This is a genomic window from Photobacterium leiognathi (assembly GCF_030685535.1).
GTDB classification, from domain to species: Bacteria; Pseudomonadota; Gammaproteobacteria; order Enterobacterales; family Vibrionaceae; genus Photobacterium; species Photobacterium leiognathi.
Genome location: NZ_CP131601.1, coordinates 1,944,159 through 1,960,702, shown reverse-complemented (window position 1 = coordinate 1,960,702; position 16,544 = coordinate 1,944,159). Strand labels below are relative to the sequence as shown.

The 16,544-nt window shown below is 40.1% G+C and carries 13 protein-coding genes; 5 read left to right on the top strand and 8 right to left on the bottom strand.

The window, feature by feature from the left end:
- Nucleotides 1-45 precede the first annotated feature (45 nt).
- Both Q7674_RS16090 and Q7674_RS16085 read left to right on the top strand, forming a co-directional pair.
- Nucleotides 46-522 carry a YehS family protein gene (locus tag Q7674_RS16090; RefSeq protein WP_023931862.1) on the top strand — a complete coding sequence of 159 codons (477 nt, stop codon included), beginning with the start codon at nucleotides 46-48 and terminating at the stop codon, nucleotides 520-522.
- A gap of 136 nt (nucleotides 523-658) precedes the next feature.
- The gene (locus Q7674_RS16085) at nucleotides 659-1,576 is read left to right on the top strand and encodes a cation diffusion facilitator family transporter (protein ID WP_023931863.1); all 918 of its coding nucleotides are present in this window, start codon (nucleotides 659-661) and stop codon (nucleotides 1,574-1,576) included.
- A gap of 119 nt (nucleotides 1,577-1,695) precedes the next feature.
- Here Q7674_RS16085 and copI read toward each other — a convergent pair whose 3' ends face one another.
- The 5 genes from copI to Q7674_RS16060 form a co-directional block, all read right to left on the bottom strand.
- A complete protein-coding gene (gene copI, locus Q7674_RS16080; RefSeq protein ID WP_023931865.1) occupies nucleotides 1,696-2,208 on the bottom strand; it encodes a copper-resistant cuproprotein CopI in 513 nt (170 codons plus the stop codon).
- Between the two features lie 69 nt (nucleotides 2,209-2,277).
- Nucleotides 2,278-5,400: an efflux RND transporter permease subunit gene (locus Q7674_RS16075; protein ID WP_045065173.1), complete on the bottom strand. Its 3,123-nt coding sequence runs from the start codon at nucleotides 5,398-5,400 to the stop codon at nucleotides 2,278-2,280.
- Nucleotides 5,400-7,115 (bottom strand): efflux RND transporter periplasmic adaptor subunit, encoded by a 1,716-nt coding sequence (locus tag Q7674_RS16070; protein WP_305422813.1) that lies wholly within the window; start codon nucleotides 7,113-7,115, stop codon nucleotides 5,400-5,402. Before Q7674_RS16070 ends, Q7674_RS16075 begins: the two co-directional genes overlap by 1 nt.
- Nucleotides 7,116-7,124: 9 nt before the next feature.
- The gene (locus tag Q7674_RS16065) at nucleotides 7,125-8,474 is read right to left on the bottom strand and encodes a TolC family protein (protein WP_045065170.1); all 1,350 of its coding nucleotides are present in this window, start codon (nucleotides 8,472-8,474) and stop codon (nucleotides 7,125-7,127) included.
- A 156-nt stretch (nucleotides 8,475-8,630) separates the two neighbouring features.
- Nucleotides 8,631-9,014, bottom strand: coding sequence for a hypothetical protein (locus Q7674_RS16060; RefSeq protein WP_045065168.1), 384 nt, complete (start codon nucleotides 9,012-9,014; stop codon nucleotides 8,631-8,633).
- A 278-nt stretch (nucleotides 9,015-9,292) separates the two neighbouring features.
- On the opposite strand from Q7674_RS16060, the gene Q7674_RS16055 reads away from it, so the two are divergent.
- Together Q7674_RS16055 and lgt are read left to right on the top strand one after the other, a co-directional pair.
- Nucleotides 9,293-10,807 (top strand): sensor domain-containing diguanylate cyclase, encoded by a 1,515-nt coding sequence (locus Q7674_RS16055; protein ID WP_223295619.1) that lies wholly within the window; start codon nucleotides 9,293-9,295, stop codon nucleotides 10,805-10,807.
- A gap of 168 nt (nucleotides 10,808-10,975) precedes the next feature.
- The gene (gene lgt / locus Q7674_RS16050) at nucleotides 10,976-11,776 is read left to right on the top strand and encodes a prolipoprotein diacylglyceryl transferase (protein WP_043128647.1); all 801 of its coding nucleotides are present in this window, start codon (nucleotides 10,976-10,978) and stop codon (nucleotides 11,774-11,776) included.
- Nucleotides 11,777-11,850: 74 nt separating this feature from the next.
- On the opposite strand, the gene Q7674_RS16045 is transcribed toward lgt, so the two are convergent.
- From Q7674_RS16045 to Q7674_RS16035, 3 genes are read right to left on the bottom strand one after another with little or no spacing between them, the layout of a single operon-like run.
- Nucleotides 11,851-12,693 carry an energy-coupling factor transporter transmembrane component T family protein gene (locus Q7674_RS16045; RefSeq protein WP_008987318.1) on the bottom strand — a complete coding sequence of 281 codons (843 nt, stop codon included), beginning with the start codon at nucleotides 12,691-12,693 and terminating at the stop codon, nucleotides 11,851-11,853.
- A gap of 2 nt (nucleotides 12,694-12,695) precedes the next feature.
- Complete coding sequence (locus Q7674_RS16040) at nucleotides 12,696-14,390, bottom strand: ABC transporter ATP-binding protein (RefSeq protein WP_305422808.1); 1,695 nt, start codon at nucleotides 14,388-14,390, stop codon at nucleotides 12,696-12,698.
- Nucleotides 14,391-14,392: 2 nt separating this feature from the next.
- Entirely contained in the window at nucleotides 14,393-14,944 is a 552-nt protein-coding gene (locus Q7674_RS16035; RefSeq protein WP_008987316.1) for an ECF-type riboflavin transporter substrate-binding protein, read from the bottom strand.
- Nucleotides 14,945-15,888: 944 nt separating this feature from the next.
- Here Q7674_RS16035 and uvrY point away from each other — a divergent pair.
- A complete protein-coding gene (uvrY, locus tag Q7674_RS16030) occupies nucleotides 15,889-16,533 on the top strand; it encodes a UvrY/SirA/GacA family response regulator transcription factor (RefSeq protein ID WP_008987315.1) in 645 nt (214 codons plus the stop codon).
- The last annotated feature ends 11 nt before the right edge of the window (nucleotides 16,534-16,544 follow it).

Below are 16,544 nucleotides of genomic sequence, written 5' to 3'. Positions count from 1 at the left end.
TTTGCTGTTATGCCCCGTGTGACAGCCTACTAAACTGGAAAAATTGTGACTAATAACGATATTTTACGCCGTATTCGCTATATCTTTGATTTAAATGATAGCCAAGTAATTGAAATTTATGCTCAAGCTGATGTAACTGTGACTCGTGAGCAAGTATGTAACTGGCTTAAACCTGATGATAGCGATGATTACAAAAGCTGTTCAGATGAAGAATTTGCTTCGTTCTTAAATGGTTTTATAAATCAAAAGCGCGGTAAGAAAGAAGGTCCACAACCTGCACCAGAAACGAAATTAACCAATAATATTATTTTCCGTAAGCTTCAAATTGCATTAAATCTAAAAGCTGATGAAGTATTGGATTTGTTTAAGCTGGTGGATTTTCGTTTAAGCAAGCACGAACTAAGTGCATTTTTCCGTAAAGTTGATCATAAACATTACCGTGTATGTAAAGATCAAGTGCTTCGTAACTTCCTTCAAGCGTTGCAAATTAACTTACGTGGTGATGAATCTAGCGCTGAATAATTCATATTGCATTGCTAGTTTGTATTTTAAAAAGCAGCTTCGGCTGCTTTTTTTATATGTGAAAGATGAGGTTGCATGCTGTTTTTTGCAAAAGTAGTAAGATTAAAGTAGAGAATTATTATTTGGATATTGACCAATGGCGCATTCACACCATCATCATGAACACTCTGTTTCTAATTACAATTCAGCATTTGCTATCGGTATCGCACTCAACCTTATTTACGTCGTTGTCGAAGCAGTTTACGGCGTTATTACCGACTCTTTAGCGTTACTTGCCGATGCTGGGCATAACCTAAGTGATGTGGTTACGTTAGTGTTAGCGTGGGGCGCGTTTGCACTCGCAAAAAAAGCAGCAACAGATCAACGTACTTACGGCTTTCGTAAAGTTACCATCTTGGCATCCCTTACCAGCGCGTTTTTACTCTTATTGGCTTTAGGTGCGATTGCATGGGAAGCGATTCAGCGTTTTTCAGATCCTCGACCAGTTGCTGGAACTACTGTGATGGTGGTTGCTTTTATTGGTGTTTTGATTAATGCCGCCACTGCCATGCTATTTGCTAAAGGTCAAAAGCATGATCTGAACATGAAAGGGGCATTTTTGCATATGGCAGGGGATGCCGCAGTATCGCTTGGTGTCATTATTTCAGCGTTTATTATTAATATTACAGGCTGGGATTGGTTAGATCCAGCCACCAGTTTAGCTATTGTGGTGGTCATTTTAATTGGTACATGGGGACTGCTAAAAGATTCAATTAACTATTCATTAGATGCAGTACCAAGCAATGTTGATATGGCAGGATTAAAAGCGTATTTAGCGGCATTGCCAAATGTTGCCACTTTCCATGACCTGCATGTATGGCCGATGAGTACCACTGAAAATGCCATGACGGTACATCTAGTCGTTGACGATTATTTACAAGCACAATCATTAGCTGATGAGATTAAACATCATGTTCACGATCACTTTGATATTGAGCATGTTACGGTGCAAATAGAAGCGGCTGATTTTGTATGTAAAACAGATCACCAATCCTGTGGTGTTACGAATAATTAAATACATACCTGTATATAGCATTGTGACTAATACTATCGTTAGATTCACTTATCTCATTACATAAAAACCGTGGCTGAAGAGATTGCAGCCACGGTAAATTATGCAGTGATTAATCTGGCTTAAAGCGTTAATGTTTTCGTCATGCCTGCTTCAGAGTGCCCTGGCATATTACAAGATAGAACAACATTATTATCACCGTGGAAATGCCATAAAACTTGTTTAGCTTTGCCTGGTGCGACGGTTACGCTGCTACCGTCATCGTGGTCATGTTCATGATTACTATGATCCATTGTTGCCATCATTTTACGATGTTTGGCTTGCTCTTCTTCTGAGCCAATGGTGAAGTTATGATCAATCTTACCTGTATTCATTACAACAAACTGCACGACATCATTGGGCTGGATATCAACGTCTTTTTTAAAGGTGATTTTGTTGTCATCTGATAAGATAACATGTACCACCTTATCAGGTTTTGCACCTTTCGCTGGCATACCAACAGCAGACATACCTTCCATATCCATACCGCTGTGATCCATCTTACTATGGTCCATTTTACTGTGATCCATTTCAGCTAGTGCCACACTTGAGGTGGTAAGTAATAATGCAGCTAATGTGTGATTGAATAATTTCATTTTCTATTCCTTTATATTGAAGTAAGTAGCGTGGTTACCCTGATTAGATAACCACGTGATTGAGCTTGTTTATGCCGACTTTTTCATTGCCATATTTTTCCAAAGTTTAAATACGGCAGGGATAACAAGTAGAGTGAGGATCAGCGCTGATGCCATGCCGCCTATCATAGGTGCCGCAATACGCTGCATGACTTCAGAGCCAGTTCCTGCACCATACATAATGGGAATTAAACCGATGATCACGGTAAGTACTGTCATCATCACAGGGCGAACGCGTTGTCCGGCTCCTTCATGAATCGCAGCATGGAGATCGACAGTGGTGAGCGTTTTCTCTACACAATCTTGCTGTTTAAAGCTCCACGCTTGGTTGAGATATACCAACATGATGACGCCAATCTCGACAGCAACACCAGCAAGGGCAATGAAACCCACACCAACGGCAATCGAGAAGTTAAAGTTCAAGTACCACATCAGCCATAAGCCACCCACCATTGCGAGAGGTAGGGTTGCCATGATCACCAGCACTTCAGTGACTCGGCGGAAGCTAAAATAAAGCAGCAGCATGATGATGCTAATGGTTAATGGTGCAACAATACTTAAACGGGCTTTGGCACGCTCCATGTATTCATATTGACCAGACCATGCCAGTGAGTAGCCTGCGGGTAATTTAAGCTGCTCTGCCACTGTTTTTTGTGCTTCAGCCACGTATGAGCCTAAGTCGCGATCATCAATGTCAACAAACACCCAACCATTAGGGCGAGCATTCTCGGTTTTGATCATAGGTGGACCGTCTTCATAGCGAATATCAGCGACATCAGCTAAGGCAATACGTGCGCCATTGGGTGTTACAAGCGGAAGGTTTTGTAACTTAGTGACAGAATCTCGGTAAGATTGCGGGTAACGCACGTTAATCGGGTAACGCTCTAAACCTTCAACACTTTCACTGACGTTCATACCACCCACAGCAGTTGAAATAACCTGTTGAACATCTTTAACGGACAAGCCATATCGTGCCGCCTGACGACGTTTAATATCGACTGTGATGTAGCGACCGCCAGTAACACGTTCAGCATACACAGAAGCAGTCCCTGTGATGTTATTAAGAATCGGCTCAAGCTCCGCACCAATTTTCTCTATCACTTGCAGATCTGGGCCTGCAATCTTGATCCCGATAGGGGTTTTGATCCCCGTTGCCAACATATCAATTCGAGTTTTGATCGGCATGACCCATGCGTTAGTTAAGCCCGGAAATTGAATTAATTGATCAAATTCCTTACGCAGTGATTCGCTAGTGACGCCTTCTCGCCATTGATCTTTCGGTTTTAATTGGATCACCGTTTCGATCATGGTTAAAGGTGCGGGATCGGTTGCCGATTCTGCACGTCCCACCTTGCCCCACACAGTTGCTACTTCCGGTACGGTTTTGATCAATTTATTGGTTTGTTGTAATAACTCACGGGCTTTACCAATTGAGATCCCCGGATAGGTAGTCGGCATATACATCAGATCGCCTTCGTCTAATGGCGGAATAAACTCACTACCTAACTTGGTGATCGGGTAGTAAGACGACGCCATTAACGCAATTGCAATTGCAATGATGGTTTTAGGAAAACGTAAGCTGATGTTGAGCATCGGGCGATAAAGCGCAATCAGAGCTTTATTAATCGGGTTTTTGCTTTCAGGTAAAATTCGACCTCGAACAAAGTAACCCATTAACACGGGTACTAAGGTGATCGCTAACCCTGCGGCTGCCGCCATTGCATAGGTTTTGGTAAAGGCGAGGGGAGAGAACATCTTGCCTTCTTGACCTTCAAGCGCAAACACAGGCACAAAACTTAATGTGATGATCAGTAGCGAGAAGAACAGAGGTGTACCGACTTCTTCAGCCGCTTTACTGATCACTTGCCAGCGGTTTTCATTGGTCAGTGGAGTACGCTCAATGTGTTTATGCAAGTTTTCAATCATCACGATAGCACCATCTACCATGGCACCAATGGCGATAGCGATGCCGCCTAATGACATGATGTTGGCGTTAATGCCTTGCCAATGCATGATGATGAACGCAGATAAAATACCGATCGGCAAGCTAATGGCGATCACCAGCGATGAGCGTATATGGAATAAAAAGAGGGCGCAGACAATGGCAACAACGATGAATTCTTCAGCCAGTTTCTGCCATAGGTTTTCTACTGCTTGATCGATAAGGGTAGAGCGATCATAAGTGGCGACTATTTTAACACCATCAGGCAAGCTACGTTGTAACGTTTCGAGTTTTGCTTTGACTTTATCAATCACGGCACTGGCATTTTCACCAAATCGCATCACGATAACACCACCAACCGCTTCACCTTCACCGTTAAATTCAGAGATACCACGACGCATTTGTGGACCAAGGTTGATGGTTGCGACATCACCTAACAGTAAAGGGGTTCCCGTCGCCGTGACTTTTAGCGGTAGTGATTTAATATCATCAATACTGGTTAAGTAACCTGTGGTACGTATCATGTGTTCAGCTTCAGCGACTTCAATCACCGATGCGCCTGTTTCTTGGTTGCCGTTTTGGATTGCCATGTTGACTTGTTGCAACGTCAAATCGTAAGCACGCAACTTAGCGGGATCGATTCCCACTTGATATTGCTTCACCATACCGCCAACGGTGGCAACTTCGGAGACCCCTTCAACGGTTTGCAACTCGTATTTTAAGAACCAGTCTTGCAGGCTACGAAGCTCTGCCAGATCGTGCTTGCCTGTTTTATCTTGTAATACATAGCTGTAAATCCAACCCACACCAGTGGCATCTGGGCCTAATGTTGGTTTGGCATTAGCGGGCAGTTTAGGCGCAACTTGGCTTAAATATTCCAATACCCGTGAGCGAGCCCAATACATGTCGGTTTTATCATTGAAGATAATGTAGACATAGGAGTCACCAAAGAAAGAATAACCACGAACGGTTTCAGCCCCCGGTACCGCTAACATGGCTGTTGTTAACGGATAGGTCACCTGATCTTCGACTACTTGGGGCGCTTGACCGGGATAACTGGTTTTGATGATCACCTGTACATCAGAAAGATCAGGAATGGCATCAACAGGCGTATTCTTAACGCTGTATAAGCCACCCAGAGTGAGAAATAGCGTCGCAATCAACACCAATAAGCGGTTGTTGATCGACCATCGAATAATGGCAGGGATCATTATTTATCTCCCTTATTAGTAGCAGGTTTAAGCGCTTTTAACACGTAATCTGCGTTCTCTTTTTCGAGTAAGAAAGAAACAGATTCACCTTCTTTAAAGGCATTTAAATCAATGCTGCCATCAGTGGTGAAGTTCATTTCGTCGGCTGACCATTGCCAATCATCGACGGCATCATGGCTGACGGTGATCATATTAAAATCCGCCATGAGCATAGTGATTTTGCCTGTGATCCAATGCGCTTTTGCTGCTTGTTTGTCAGATACTTTTAACGCAAGGATTTCATATTTACCCTGTGGCGTTTTTTGAATTTCAAACTCAATATTTTGGTTTTTAGCCAGCGTTGAGGTGTCGATATTTTTAGTAAGATCAAAATTCATCACCATGCCCGGCCAGCTCCACTCTGGTACTGGCTGGTGGTTGATAGTGAGCATATTATGATCAAGCATGATGTCTGTGATGGTACCTGTAGCCCATACAGATGTTTGTTTTTCATCTTGACCATTAATGCGTGACAGATCGGCTGATTGGCTCGATTCAGAATCGAGCATAAATTGTGCAGAAGTAACAATCCGATCGTTTTCTTTTAAGCCTTTAACGACTTCAGTGATATTGTTGGCATCTCGACCCACAATGATTTTGGCTGAGCGGTATTTACCATCACCTTCAGATAGCACCACACGGCTCATGCCACCAGATCGAATAATTGCTTGAGAAGGGATAGTCAGTACGCTGTCTTCTGAGTGAGGCTGCAAGGTGATATTGGCAAACATGTTTGGTTTTAAATCACCATTATCATTGGCAAATTTTAGGCGTACTCGCAGCGTGCGTGTTTTGGGATCTAAAATAGGGTAGATATAATCCACCTTACCTTGCCATTGTTGGTTTGGAATTGCTTCTAGTGTCATGGTTGCTGGCGTGCCTTGTTTTACCCAGTGGGCTTGGCGCTCAAAAATCTCAGCGTTGACCCATACTTCATTAATAGTACCTGCACTAATTGCGGTTTGGCTTGGTGATAAGTAACCACCTTCTCGCACATTTAAGCTAGCGATGATCCCATTGCCTAATGCTTTAATATCAATGGTTTGTTTGGTTTTTTTTGTTTGTAGTATTTGGTTGATTTGAGCTTGATCGACACCCATAGAAAGCAGACGCTGTTTTGTGCCAGACACTAATCCTGAACGACCGCTACGGTATGCATTTAGCAATTCTTCTTGGGCTTTCACCAATTCAGGTGAATAAAGGGTAAATAGCACATCGCCTTTCTTAACTTTTTCACCCTCGGCGTTGATATACAGCTTTTTAACCCAACCACTGACACGTAAGTTCGTTTGCCATAATTGGCTTTCATCAAAGGCGATGTAACCGATCGTGGTAATTTGTGGTGACAACACTTGTTTTGTCACCAGTGCGGTTTTAACCCCAAGGTTGTTTTCAACGGCGGGATCGATTTTGACCGTACCGGGTTTGTCATTGTTGCCGTTTAAGTCATCAGCATAAACAGGGATCAAATCCATCCCCATTGGCGATTTACCCGGTTTATCTCGTTGATAGTTAGGATCCATCGGTGCGACCCAGTAAAGCGGCTCATCATTTGAGGTTGTTGCTTGATTTTGATGTCCTGAGTGGCTTGAAAAATACGGTGCAGCCACACCCCCGATCACGCCACCAATAACAAGAGCAAGCGCCGCGATGGCAAAAGTAGAATGCATTTTCATGGTTAACCCTTACTGATTATTATTGTTGGATAATGTTGGAAATTGAATGTCGAAACCATTGGTTAATGCCGCCAATTGACTATTCGTTAATTGCAGATCGGTTTCGATACGTACACGTTCAGTATTCAGGTTTAACTCATCATTGGCTGCGGTGATCACGTCTTTAAATGAGGCTGTATTATTTTGATAGCCACGTTCTACGGCTTGGCTGCGGGCTTTTGCTTGGGGTTGTAGGCTCGTTTTGTAACGCTCAATTCGACTTAATAGATTGTGGCGTTCAATCAACAGCGTATTTACCTTGGCGTTCATCTGTTGTAGCAATAAATCACGTTGAGATTTCGCTGCGATAACTTGCTGCTGAGCGGCATTGTAGGTTCGGTCTTGCTTGTTTTCTGTGAACAATGGGACATCCATGGTGAGATAAGCCGACAGCATGTCTGATGCAGGTTTTCCATTCATGCCATTGGCAAAACGGGCACCGTACATCACTTCGACACCAAACTGGGGTTGGTAGGCTTCGGTTGCAATATCCACTTGGGTTTCACTGGCTGAGATCGCCGTATCAGAAATCTTTACCATCGGATGATGACGCAAAATAGCGTAGTGCTCTGTTCGATTTTCTAATTGAGAAAGCAGCGTATTGAGCTTTTGCCAATGTAATGGTTGTTTGGCATTCATTGTGTCTGCGCTGGATAACCATTGCGGACCTAACCATTCAGACAATTGGTAAATTAAGCGTTGCTGTTGTTGCAGATTATTATTTAGCTGTTCATCAATTTTGCTGATTTGCAGCTCAGCTTGTAGAACATCTTGCGCTTCATTGGTGCCGTTGGCGTAATTAGTTTTTGTTACCTGTGCTAACTCGGTAAATAAACGCTTATTTTTGTTAATGATGGCTTCAACGTGCTGCAAATAACCAAGCTCTAACCAACGTTGTGTGATGGCATTAGCAATGTCTAATTCACGCACACCAAGTTGTAACTCAATACCTTTGGCTTGAATTTCACCTTTTCGTTGTTGCAAATCGAGTGTTGCACCACGACTAAACTGTTGCATTAAACCAACAGAAAACATGGTCATGGGATCGCTATCAAATGAAAAACTATTAATTGGCAAGCTACCCAATCCCATTTTAAGTTTTGGATCGGGCAAGCTGGAAGCTGCAACACTGTTTTCTAATATTGCTTGAGTTTGAGCCTTAATTTCACTGCGCTTTTTATCGTTAATAACTGCATTTTCAATAAGCTGAATAAGTACAGGAACATCAGTAGTGGTGATTGGTGTTGTCGCTTGAGATGCAATAGATGTTAAGCCAGCAGTTACAACGATTAATGTCTGTAAAAGAGGTTTCATGTTCATATTATTTATCCGAACAGTCATAGCGGCTGATAGGTATCAACGTGGCTATGTGTACTCCAGATACAACAAAGCAGAGCCTAGTACGATCTAGAGATACAAGGAATCTTAACTACAGCCGATATGTAGAGCTGGTAGTGTGTAAAGATATGTTCAGAATTAGACGATTGGAGGTCGATAGAGGGAGTGAGGGTAAGCGGAATATTTATTATATGTATCAATAACTATTTTAACTAGTTGGGAAGGCCAAGAGAAAAAGACATCATGGTTTGGTACATAAGCAAAAAAACTGATACAAGCCACAGAGCAACAGATGTCTTTACTGGCTATATCTTGCTTGCAATGTTTGCCGCCTGTTATCGATTTATGGTGTTCACTTTCTGAAAGCTCAGAACAATATTTATGGTCGTCCATTGAATTATTCTGAGACATGCTGAGCATTTTTATAGTCATAACAGGCGCACTTGATACAACACTTGTTATCGTTAGTGTAATTAGTGTAAAAGTTGTAATCAATATTTTGCAAAGATGTTTTTTTGACATCTTGGCTCCATGTAATAAAGACTATTTGTTTATAATTATAGGATGAAATTTTAGTAATCAGTCAATTGTTTCTCTTATTTCTTAGATTCAACGTCACTCTTTTTGAGAAATACGCTTGTTATTCTTCTGATAAAGGCTGGTGTTGTTTTTGATAAATAAAATAATGTTAGATTATAGGGTTTTGTTTCTTGAGAGTTAGAAAATTGTTGAATTTTTGTCGAGTAAAAGTAGTGAGCTTCAAATCGATGCCTGCAATAGCGTCGATTATTGTTTTATGTATGACTATTTTACTGCTTGTTGTGATCAACAAGATTCAAGATAATAATTATCAAGTTGTATTAGAATCGGCAGCTTCCCGCCAAGCTGACTTACTTCGTGAAAAAATTAATAGTGATATTGATTTTATCGGATCTACCGCAAATTTCTTTCAATCAAGTACTCGTTCTAATTGGGTTAATTTTCATTTGTTTGCTAGAGAGGTTGTGAAAAACTCTGAAAGCTTGATGAGTTTGCAATGGTTAGAAGAAGTAACACCAAACAATATTGACAACTATATTGAAAATCAACGTAACAGCTATCCTGACTTCGAGATTTATACTATCTCTGATCATAAAGTTTACACATTTAACGGTAAATTTGATGGCCTCAAATCTATATTTGTTGTCAGTGAAATATACCCTACAGCCAATAATAATTTAGATATATTGGGTTTTTATTCGGAAAGTCCTCGTACTCAGTCATTTATTCACAATATTAGCGACTCAAGACAACCAAATGTCTCTGATAGTGTTTCTATTTTGTCTGATACCTTAGAGTTAATTAAGTTTAATAGGCAGAAAAAAAGTATTATTACTCAAGACGCGATAAAAAGAGAGAAACGCGGCTTACTTATTTACTATCCAGTCTTTCAAAATGACACCAAACATATGGAAGGTATTGTGGTTGGTGTTGTTGATTTAACCGTTTATATGAAATCTATTATTCATCGCTCTCTAAATGGTATTTATAGCCAGATAAAAATTATTGATACAGGGTTGGGTGCGAATTCTCATCCGGTTATGTACCAAAGTCCTGGTTGGGATTCAGAGAAAGGTGAAGTGTTAGTAAGAAAGGTGAAGTTACCTAATCGCACTTGGATAGTGCAATTTAAGCAATCAAATAGTAAAAAAGCCCAAGATGTATGGGTTTTATTAGGTGTTTCTGTTGCTGGATTGATTATTGCGATACTTGTCTATTACATTGCTACATTTCAACGTGACGAGAAAGCAAGAATTGAAGCTAAGCTTAAAATTAAAACTAAGGAATTACAGTTTCTTGTAAATAGAGATACGTTAACTAAATTACGAAATCGCCGCTCATTTAATTACCATATAAAGGGTATGATTGTTGCTCATAAGACTTTTACATTAATTGGGATTGATATAGATAAATTTAAAGTTATTAATGATCAATTTGGACATGTCTTTGGTGACCAAGCTTTGATTCATGTCGCTAAAATTATCTCATCAAAGTTAAGCCGTTCAGATAAGTTGTTTCGTTTAGGAGGGGATGAATTTAGTATAATCACACAACAAACAGATCCTGAAAAATTAGATAAACTATTATCTGAGATGTGTTTAGTAGTGAATAATACATTACTGCATTATAAAGGTAATGAAGTCTACTGTTCATTAAGTGTGGGAGCTGCAATTTTTCATCAAAGTGATGATGTTGAAACGTTGATGACAAGAGCAGATAATGCTTTGTATGAAAGTAAGAAAAAAGGTCGTAATTGTTTTTCTATTTTACCTTGATTTATTGTTATAGAGTTTACCTTATTTACTTACTTGCGATTTCATAGCATTAATTTTTTGTAAATTAAGCTGCTGTTTATTCACCATAATGACTTTTCTTGATAACCTGTGTTGATTCTAAGTAGCTCATATTGTTTGGGCTATATATTGCTGAGAAGGTAATCTCGTTTGGACCATTTTGTTTGGAATATTGACCCCGTAATGGTGTCATTTTTAGGCTTGAAAATTCATTGGTATGGTGTGTTATTTGCTTTAGCCATTACCGCTGGTTTCCAAGTCATGAAGTCAATTTATATTCGTGAAGATAAGCCAGTAGAAAGCTTAGATTCACTGTTAATGTATGCGGTTGTCGGCATTATTGTTGGTGCGCGCTTATTTCATGTTGTGTTTTACGACCCTGATTACTACTGGGCAAATCCAGGGCAGATCATTGCTGTTTGGAATGGTGGTTTAGCGAGTCATGGTGGCGGTCTAGGCGTTATTCTAGCTGTTTATTTCTACACCAAACGTTACAACATTAACTTCAGATGGTTATTAGATCGACTAGCCATTGCCACTGCGCTATTTGGCTTCTTTGTCCGTACAGGTAACTTCTTTAACTCAGAGATCCTTGGTAAACCAAGTGATTTACCGTGGGCTGTGATCTTTGAACGTGTAGATATGATCCCTCGTCACCCTGTGATGCTGTATGAAGGTTTTTCCTACTTAGCAATCTTTATTTTCTTGTTTGCGCTTTATCGTAAAACAGACATTGGTCAATACAAGGGTCTACTCCTTGGTTGGTTCTTAGTGCTTGTGATGACAGTACGCTTCTTGCTTGAATTTATTAAAGTTCACCAAGCAGATTACTCAACAGGAATGATGATTAATACAGGCCAGTTACTAAGTATTCCGTTTATTCTTGTTGGTATTTTCCTTGTAATTAAAGGTCAAAAAGAACGTCGATTACAACACGCCAAAAGTAAATAAGACTAATAGCATAGATATGAAAAAGCCGATCAAATGATCGGCTTTTCTTTTATTTGGCTTTCTTGTTCTACTTATTAATGGAATGGATACCAGAATAAGCTGGTGGATTCCATACGGTGTAAAATACCAAATACTAATACAACGGCAATTACGGCTAATGCGACATAGTCGTTTTTAGTCATTGGCTTTAAGCTGTACCAAGTACGCTTTTTATTTCGACCAAAACCACGTAGCGTCATTGCATTTGAAATTACGTCAGCGCGATCTAGGCTTGAGAAAATTAAAGGGCCTAAGATTTTGGCAACGTTACGAATACGCGTCATCACAGGCGCATTCTTTGAAATATCAACACCGCGCGCTTGTTGTGCATGCATGATATTGGTGAAGTCTTTCATTACTTCCGGTAAATAACGCAATGTTAAGCTAACAGCATACGAGACACGGTATGGTACGCCCAGTTTGTTTAAACTTGCAGAGAACTCTGTTGGGTGAGTAGTAAATACAAACACCAACGCAATCGGGAACATACTGAAATATTTCAGTGTTACTGTTAGCAAGTAAAACAGCGTTTCTAATGTAATGTCGTAATGACCGAATACATGTAGTAATACTGTTTTAGTACCCATGTAATCTGTACCTTGTTGAGGCGCGATTAAGAACATAAATAGGGCGTTCATTAATAGCACAACGGTTGTACCCATTAGCAAAGGTTTATAGACGCTAAATGGCACTTTTGTTTCTTTTAATAGGTACAAACCTAAAATAATCAATCCACAAATTACACGTAGATCAAAAGTCAGTAATACCATGGTTACCCAAGCCATAAAAAGAACGAACTTGGTAATACCGTTGAGTGAATGTAGCCATGACTGGGTATTAATGTAGCTAATACCAAACTTGAATTTGTTGGTTTTCATTATTATTTCGTTTTTGCTTCGTGCTCAATAAAACAACGGATAAAGTCATCAATACGAGTGATACCCAGTGATTCAGCTAAAGTGTACAGACTTGTTACTGTTAAATTAGCTTTATCAAGTAGGCTAGGCTGGCTGAAAATACGGTATACACTGTCATCTGCCAGTAACTGACTATCTGCGATCACAATCGCACGTTGGGTATATTCCAATACAAGGTGCATATCATGTGAAATGATGATGATAGTAATACCAAGCTTTTCATTCAGCTCTTTAATGAACGCCATCATTGCAGTGTAATGATAGTAATCTTGACCTGCTGTTGGCTCATCTAAGATCAGTAATTCAGGCTCAAGCACTAGCATTGTTGCGATAGTAACGCGTTTTTTCTGACCAAAGCTCAAAGCATCAATTGTCCATTCGCGGTAGCGGCCTAAACCACATAGCTCCAGCATGTGGTTTACTTTTTCTTTAATTATCGCTTCATCAACACCACGATTTCGTAAACCTGATGCCACTTCATCAAAAATCATATGATGTGAAATCATATGGTTAGGGTTTTGCAGTACAACACCAATTTTTTGGCTGCGTTCGAAAATAGAGCAACCAGCAAGATCTTCACCATTGAGTGAAATCGTGCCGTTATCTTGCTCTAATACACCCATGATCAAACGCGTAATGGTTGATTTACCTGAGCCATTTTTACCCATAATAGAAACAAACTCGCCTTTATGAACATCAAAGCTGACATCATCAAGGGTGTTTTTAACGCCATCATACGAGTAAGAAAGATGCTTAACACTTAGCAATACATCTTGCTGTGGGGCTGGTTGAACAGGTGCGACTTGCTGGAACCAATTTTCTAACTGTGGCTTGAATTTCTCTAAGTTAATGGTTGAGAAATATGCAGGATGATCTTCAGGTGAAACAGTACAACCTGCAGCTTTAATTGCTGAGATATAAAGAGGTTCACGAATACCGTGTTGCTCAAGTACAGAGCTTGCTAATAGTTCGTCAGGCGTCATGTCAGCAACGATTTCACCACGATTCATCATGATAATGCGATCAACCGGGCGATGAAGCACATCTTCTAAACGGTGCTCAATGATAATGACTGTTTTACCTGTGTCTTTATGCAGATTATCGATGATCTCGATAGCAGCTTTACTGGTTTTCGGATCAAGGCTTGCTAAAGGTTCATCAAATAACAGGATATCGACGTCATCAACCATAACACCAGCCAGTGATACACGTTGTTTTTGACCACCACTTAAATCAAAAGGTGAGTGATCAATGATTGAATTTAAATCAACCATATCAGCAGTGGCTTGTACGATCTCACGCATTTCTTTTTGCGGGATCATTTGGTTTTCAAGCGCAAAAGCGATGTCTTCACCTACACTCAAACCAACAAACTGACCATCAGTATCTTGCAGTACAGTACCAACCATACTCGTGCAATGGTCTAACTTCATTGTCTGAGTATCATTGCCGTTAATTGTCAAAGAGCCTGAGCAATCACCTTTAATCGCATGTGGGATCAAGCCATTTAGGCACTGACCTAATGTTGATTTACCACTGCCACTTGGTCCAACAATCACGACTTTTTCGCCGTCATTAATTGTTAGATTGATGTTCTTAAGCGTTGGCTTTTCAAGTGCCCAATATTTAAAAGAGAAATCGGTAAATTGAATTGCCATGCTTAGTATGCCTCTTTGAGGTTGTAGCTTTGCTGCTTACGCTTCGCAACAGATGTCAAAATAAAGTGTCCAACAACCGCGATCAGGATGGTATTACCTGCTGCGATAATCACTAACTGTGCTAATACTTTGGTGAACGGTTCAGCATAAAGTACGGAATCAAGAAATGCTGATGTGCCGTAGCCAATCACGTTGCCTAAAAATGCAAGAAAGACGAAAAGGGTGAAATCAAGTTTAGAGAATAAGCCTTTCTCAAGACGCTCACGGGTTAGCTTTGGATATAAGCCAATGATCATACCAACGATGCCAGAGCCTAAAACCCAAGTGAACCAAACGCCCCAACCAGCAAATAAGTCTGTTACCCAGTGACCAATAAAGCCGACCAGAAAGCCTACTAACGGACCAAATAAAACAGCGAACAGTGCCAGTACTGCCATTGCTGGCTTTAAGGTTGTGTTTGCAAATACAGGAATACCAAACATAGGTAAACCGCCAATGCCGTATAACGCAGCACCGATAGCAATCAAAACAACCGTTTTGGCTGAAAGACTCATAACTAAACCTTGTAAACTCTTGATGGTTGTTCATCGTATAAATGGAACAACACAGATAAAAACTGGATTCGATTCGCGCGCTTTTGGGTAAAGTGATGTCACCGATTTGGCAGCCGTGCCAAAGGTTGGGGCAAGTCATCGCTAGAGATGCTAGCTGTTGCCACTCAACGCGAATAATCCATTATTAAACAAGAGCGGTGTTGGTCTAAATTCTGAACTCATAAAGAACGTAAAAAGAATAGAACCAAAAGCGGCGCATATAATACAGTAATAAATTGAAGAAAGGAATGCTTTACATCTAGACGTCTAAAGAATAATCGACTTTCGTGAAAATAAATTAAATCAATGAAAACTTGGTAATAAGATATTGTTATTTAGTGGTATTTTCAGTTGTTATTGAGTTATATATCTGTTTATCACTGGACGAGAATTCCTATTCTTTTTCACTTGGGTTACAGATAAAATCCGCACAACCTCATGAGAGATTGGGGGCAACGCCTAGGTGTCTGACACATTTGGTAACTTGAATTTTTTTGCACTTTTATTGCGATTAAAGTAAAAAAAATCACGGAATCAATTACACTCAAAGGGACAGCTAGTTTTAAATTTATTTTAATTTACGGTTGAGTTTGTAATTTATAAACTATAAGGTCAATTTGGGTACGTTATCAGATTGATAATTATAACTAATTGGAAAGATTATATTTTTAACTTTATTTTTTCTATCAAATAGTCAATAATCGGCTAGCGTTTTTTATTTTGAAGAGCGTAAAAAAGAATAATTAGAAAGTCTAATGTCAAGCCTTAACTTGGTACGAAACTTTGGACTGATACACAGAATCAGCATAAGGCGAAGTGTTAAGTTAAGGTAGAATTATGTAGTATTAGTAGTAGCTATCCTGCCATTCCGGCTGGGTGCAGAGCCAAATCATTGGAGATACAGCTTGATTAATGTATTCCTTGTAGATGATCACGAACTGGTTCGCACAGGGATTAGACGTCTTCTTGAAGATGTCCGTGGTATTAAAGTGGTAGGGGAAGCCGTCAGTGGTGAGGAAGCCGTAAAATGGTGTCGTAGCAATCATGCAGATATCATTCTTATGGATATGAATATGCCAGGTATCGGTGGACTTGAAGCAACCCGTAAGATTTTACGATTCAATCCCGATGTAAAGATTATTGTTTTAACGATTCATACAGAAAACCCTTTCCCAACGAAAGTAATGCAAGCAGGTGCTGCTGGTTACTTAACTAAAGGGGCAGGTCCTGATGAAATGGTTAATGCGATTCGAATGGTAAACAGTGGTCAGCGTTATATTTCACCTGAAATAGCGCAGCAGATGGCTTTAAGTCAGTTTGCTTCAAACTCTGAAAATCCTTTTAAAGAGCTTTCTGAGCGTGAACTTCAGATCATGATGATGATCACCAAAGGACAAAAAGTCACTGACATTTCAGAGCAGTTGAATTTAAGTCCTAAGACCGTGAATAGTTACCGTTATCGTTTGTTTAACAAACTAGATATTAGCGGTGATGTTGAGTTAACTCACCTTGCTATTCGCCACGGAATGCTTGATACAGAGACGTTATAGTGTCAGATGTT

What these genes read in the sequence shown, in the direction of transcription:
- Q7674_RS16060 (WP_045065168.1), bottom strand. Translation starts at nt 9,014, where the DNA reads ATGTCAAAAAAACATCTTTGCAAAATATTGATTACAACTTTTACACTA.
- Q7674_RS16040 (WP_305422808.1), bottom strand. Translation starts at nt 14,390, where the DNA reads ATGGCAATTCAATTTACCGATTTCTCTTTTAAATATTGGGCACTTGAA.
- Q7674_RS16035 (WP_008987316.1), bottom strand. Translation starts at nt 14,944, where the DNA reads ATGAGTCTTTCAGCCAAAACGGTTGTTTTGATTGCTATCGGTGCTGCG.
- Q7674_RS16085 (WP_023931863.1), top strand. Translation starts at nt 659, where the DNA reads ATGGCGCATTCACACCATCATCATGAACACTCTGTTTCTAATTACAAT.
- copI (WP_023931865.1), bottom strand. Translation starts at nt 2,208, where the DNA reads ATGAAATTATTCAATCACACATTAGCTGCATTATTACTTACCACCTCA.
- Q7674_RS16045 (WP_008987318.1), bottom strand. Translation starts at nt 12,693, where the DNA reads ATGAAAACCAACAAATTCAAGTTTGGTATTAGCTACATTAATACCCAG.
- Q7674_RS16065 (WP_045065170.1), bottom strand. Translation starts at nt 8,474, where the DNA reads ATGAACATGAAACCTCTTTTACAGACATTAATCGTTGTAACTGCTGGC.
- Q7674_RS16055 (WP_223295619.1), top strand. Translation starts at nt 9,293, where the DNA reads ATGACTATTTTACTGCTTGTTGTGATCAACAAGATTCAAGATAATAAT.
- Q7674_RS16075 (WP_045065173.1), bottom strand. Translation starts at nt 5,400, where the DNA reads ATGATCCCTGCCATTATTCGATGGTCGATCAACAACCGCTTATTGGTG.
- Q7674_RS16070 (WP_305422813.1), bottom strand. Translation starts at nt 7,115, where the DNA reads ATGAAAATGCATTCTACTTTTGCCATCGCGGCGCTTGCTCTTGTTATT.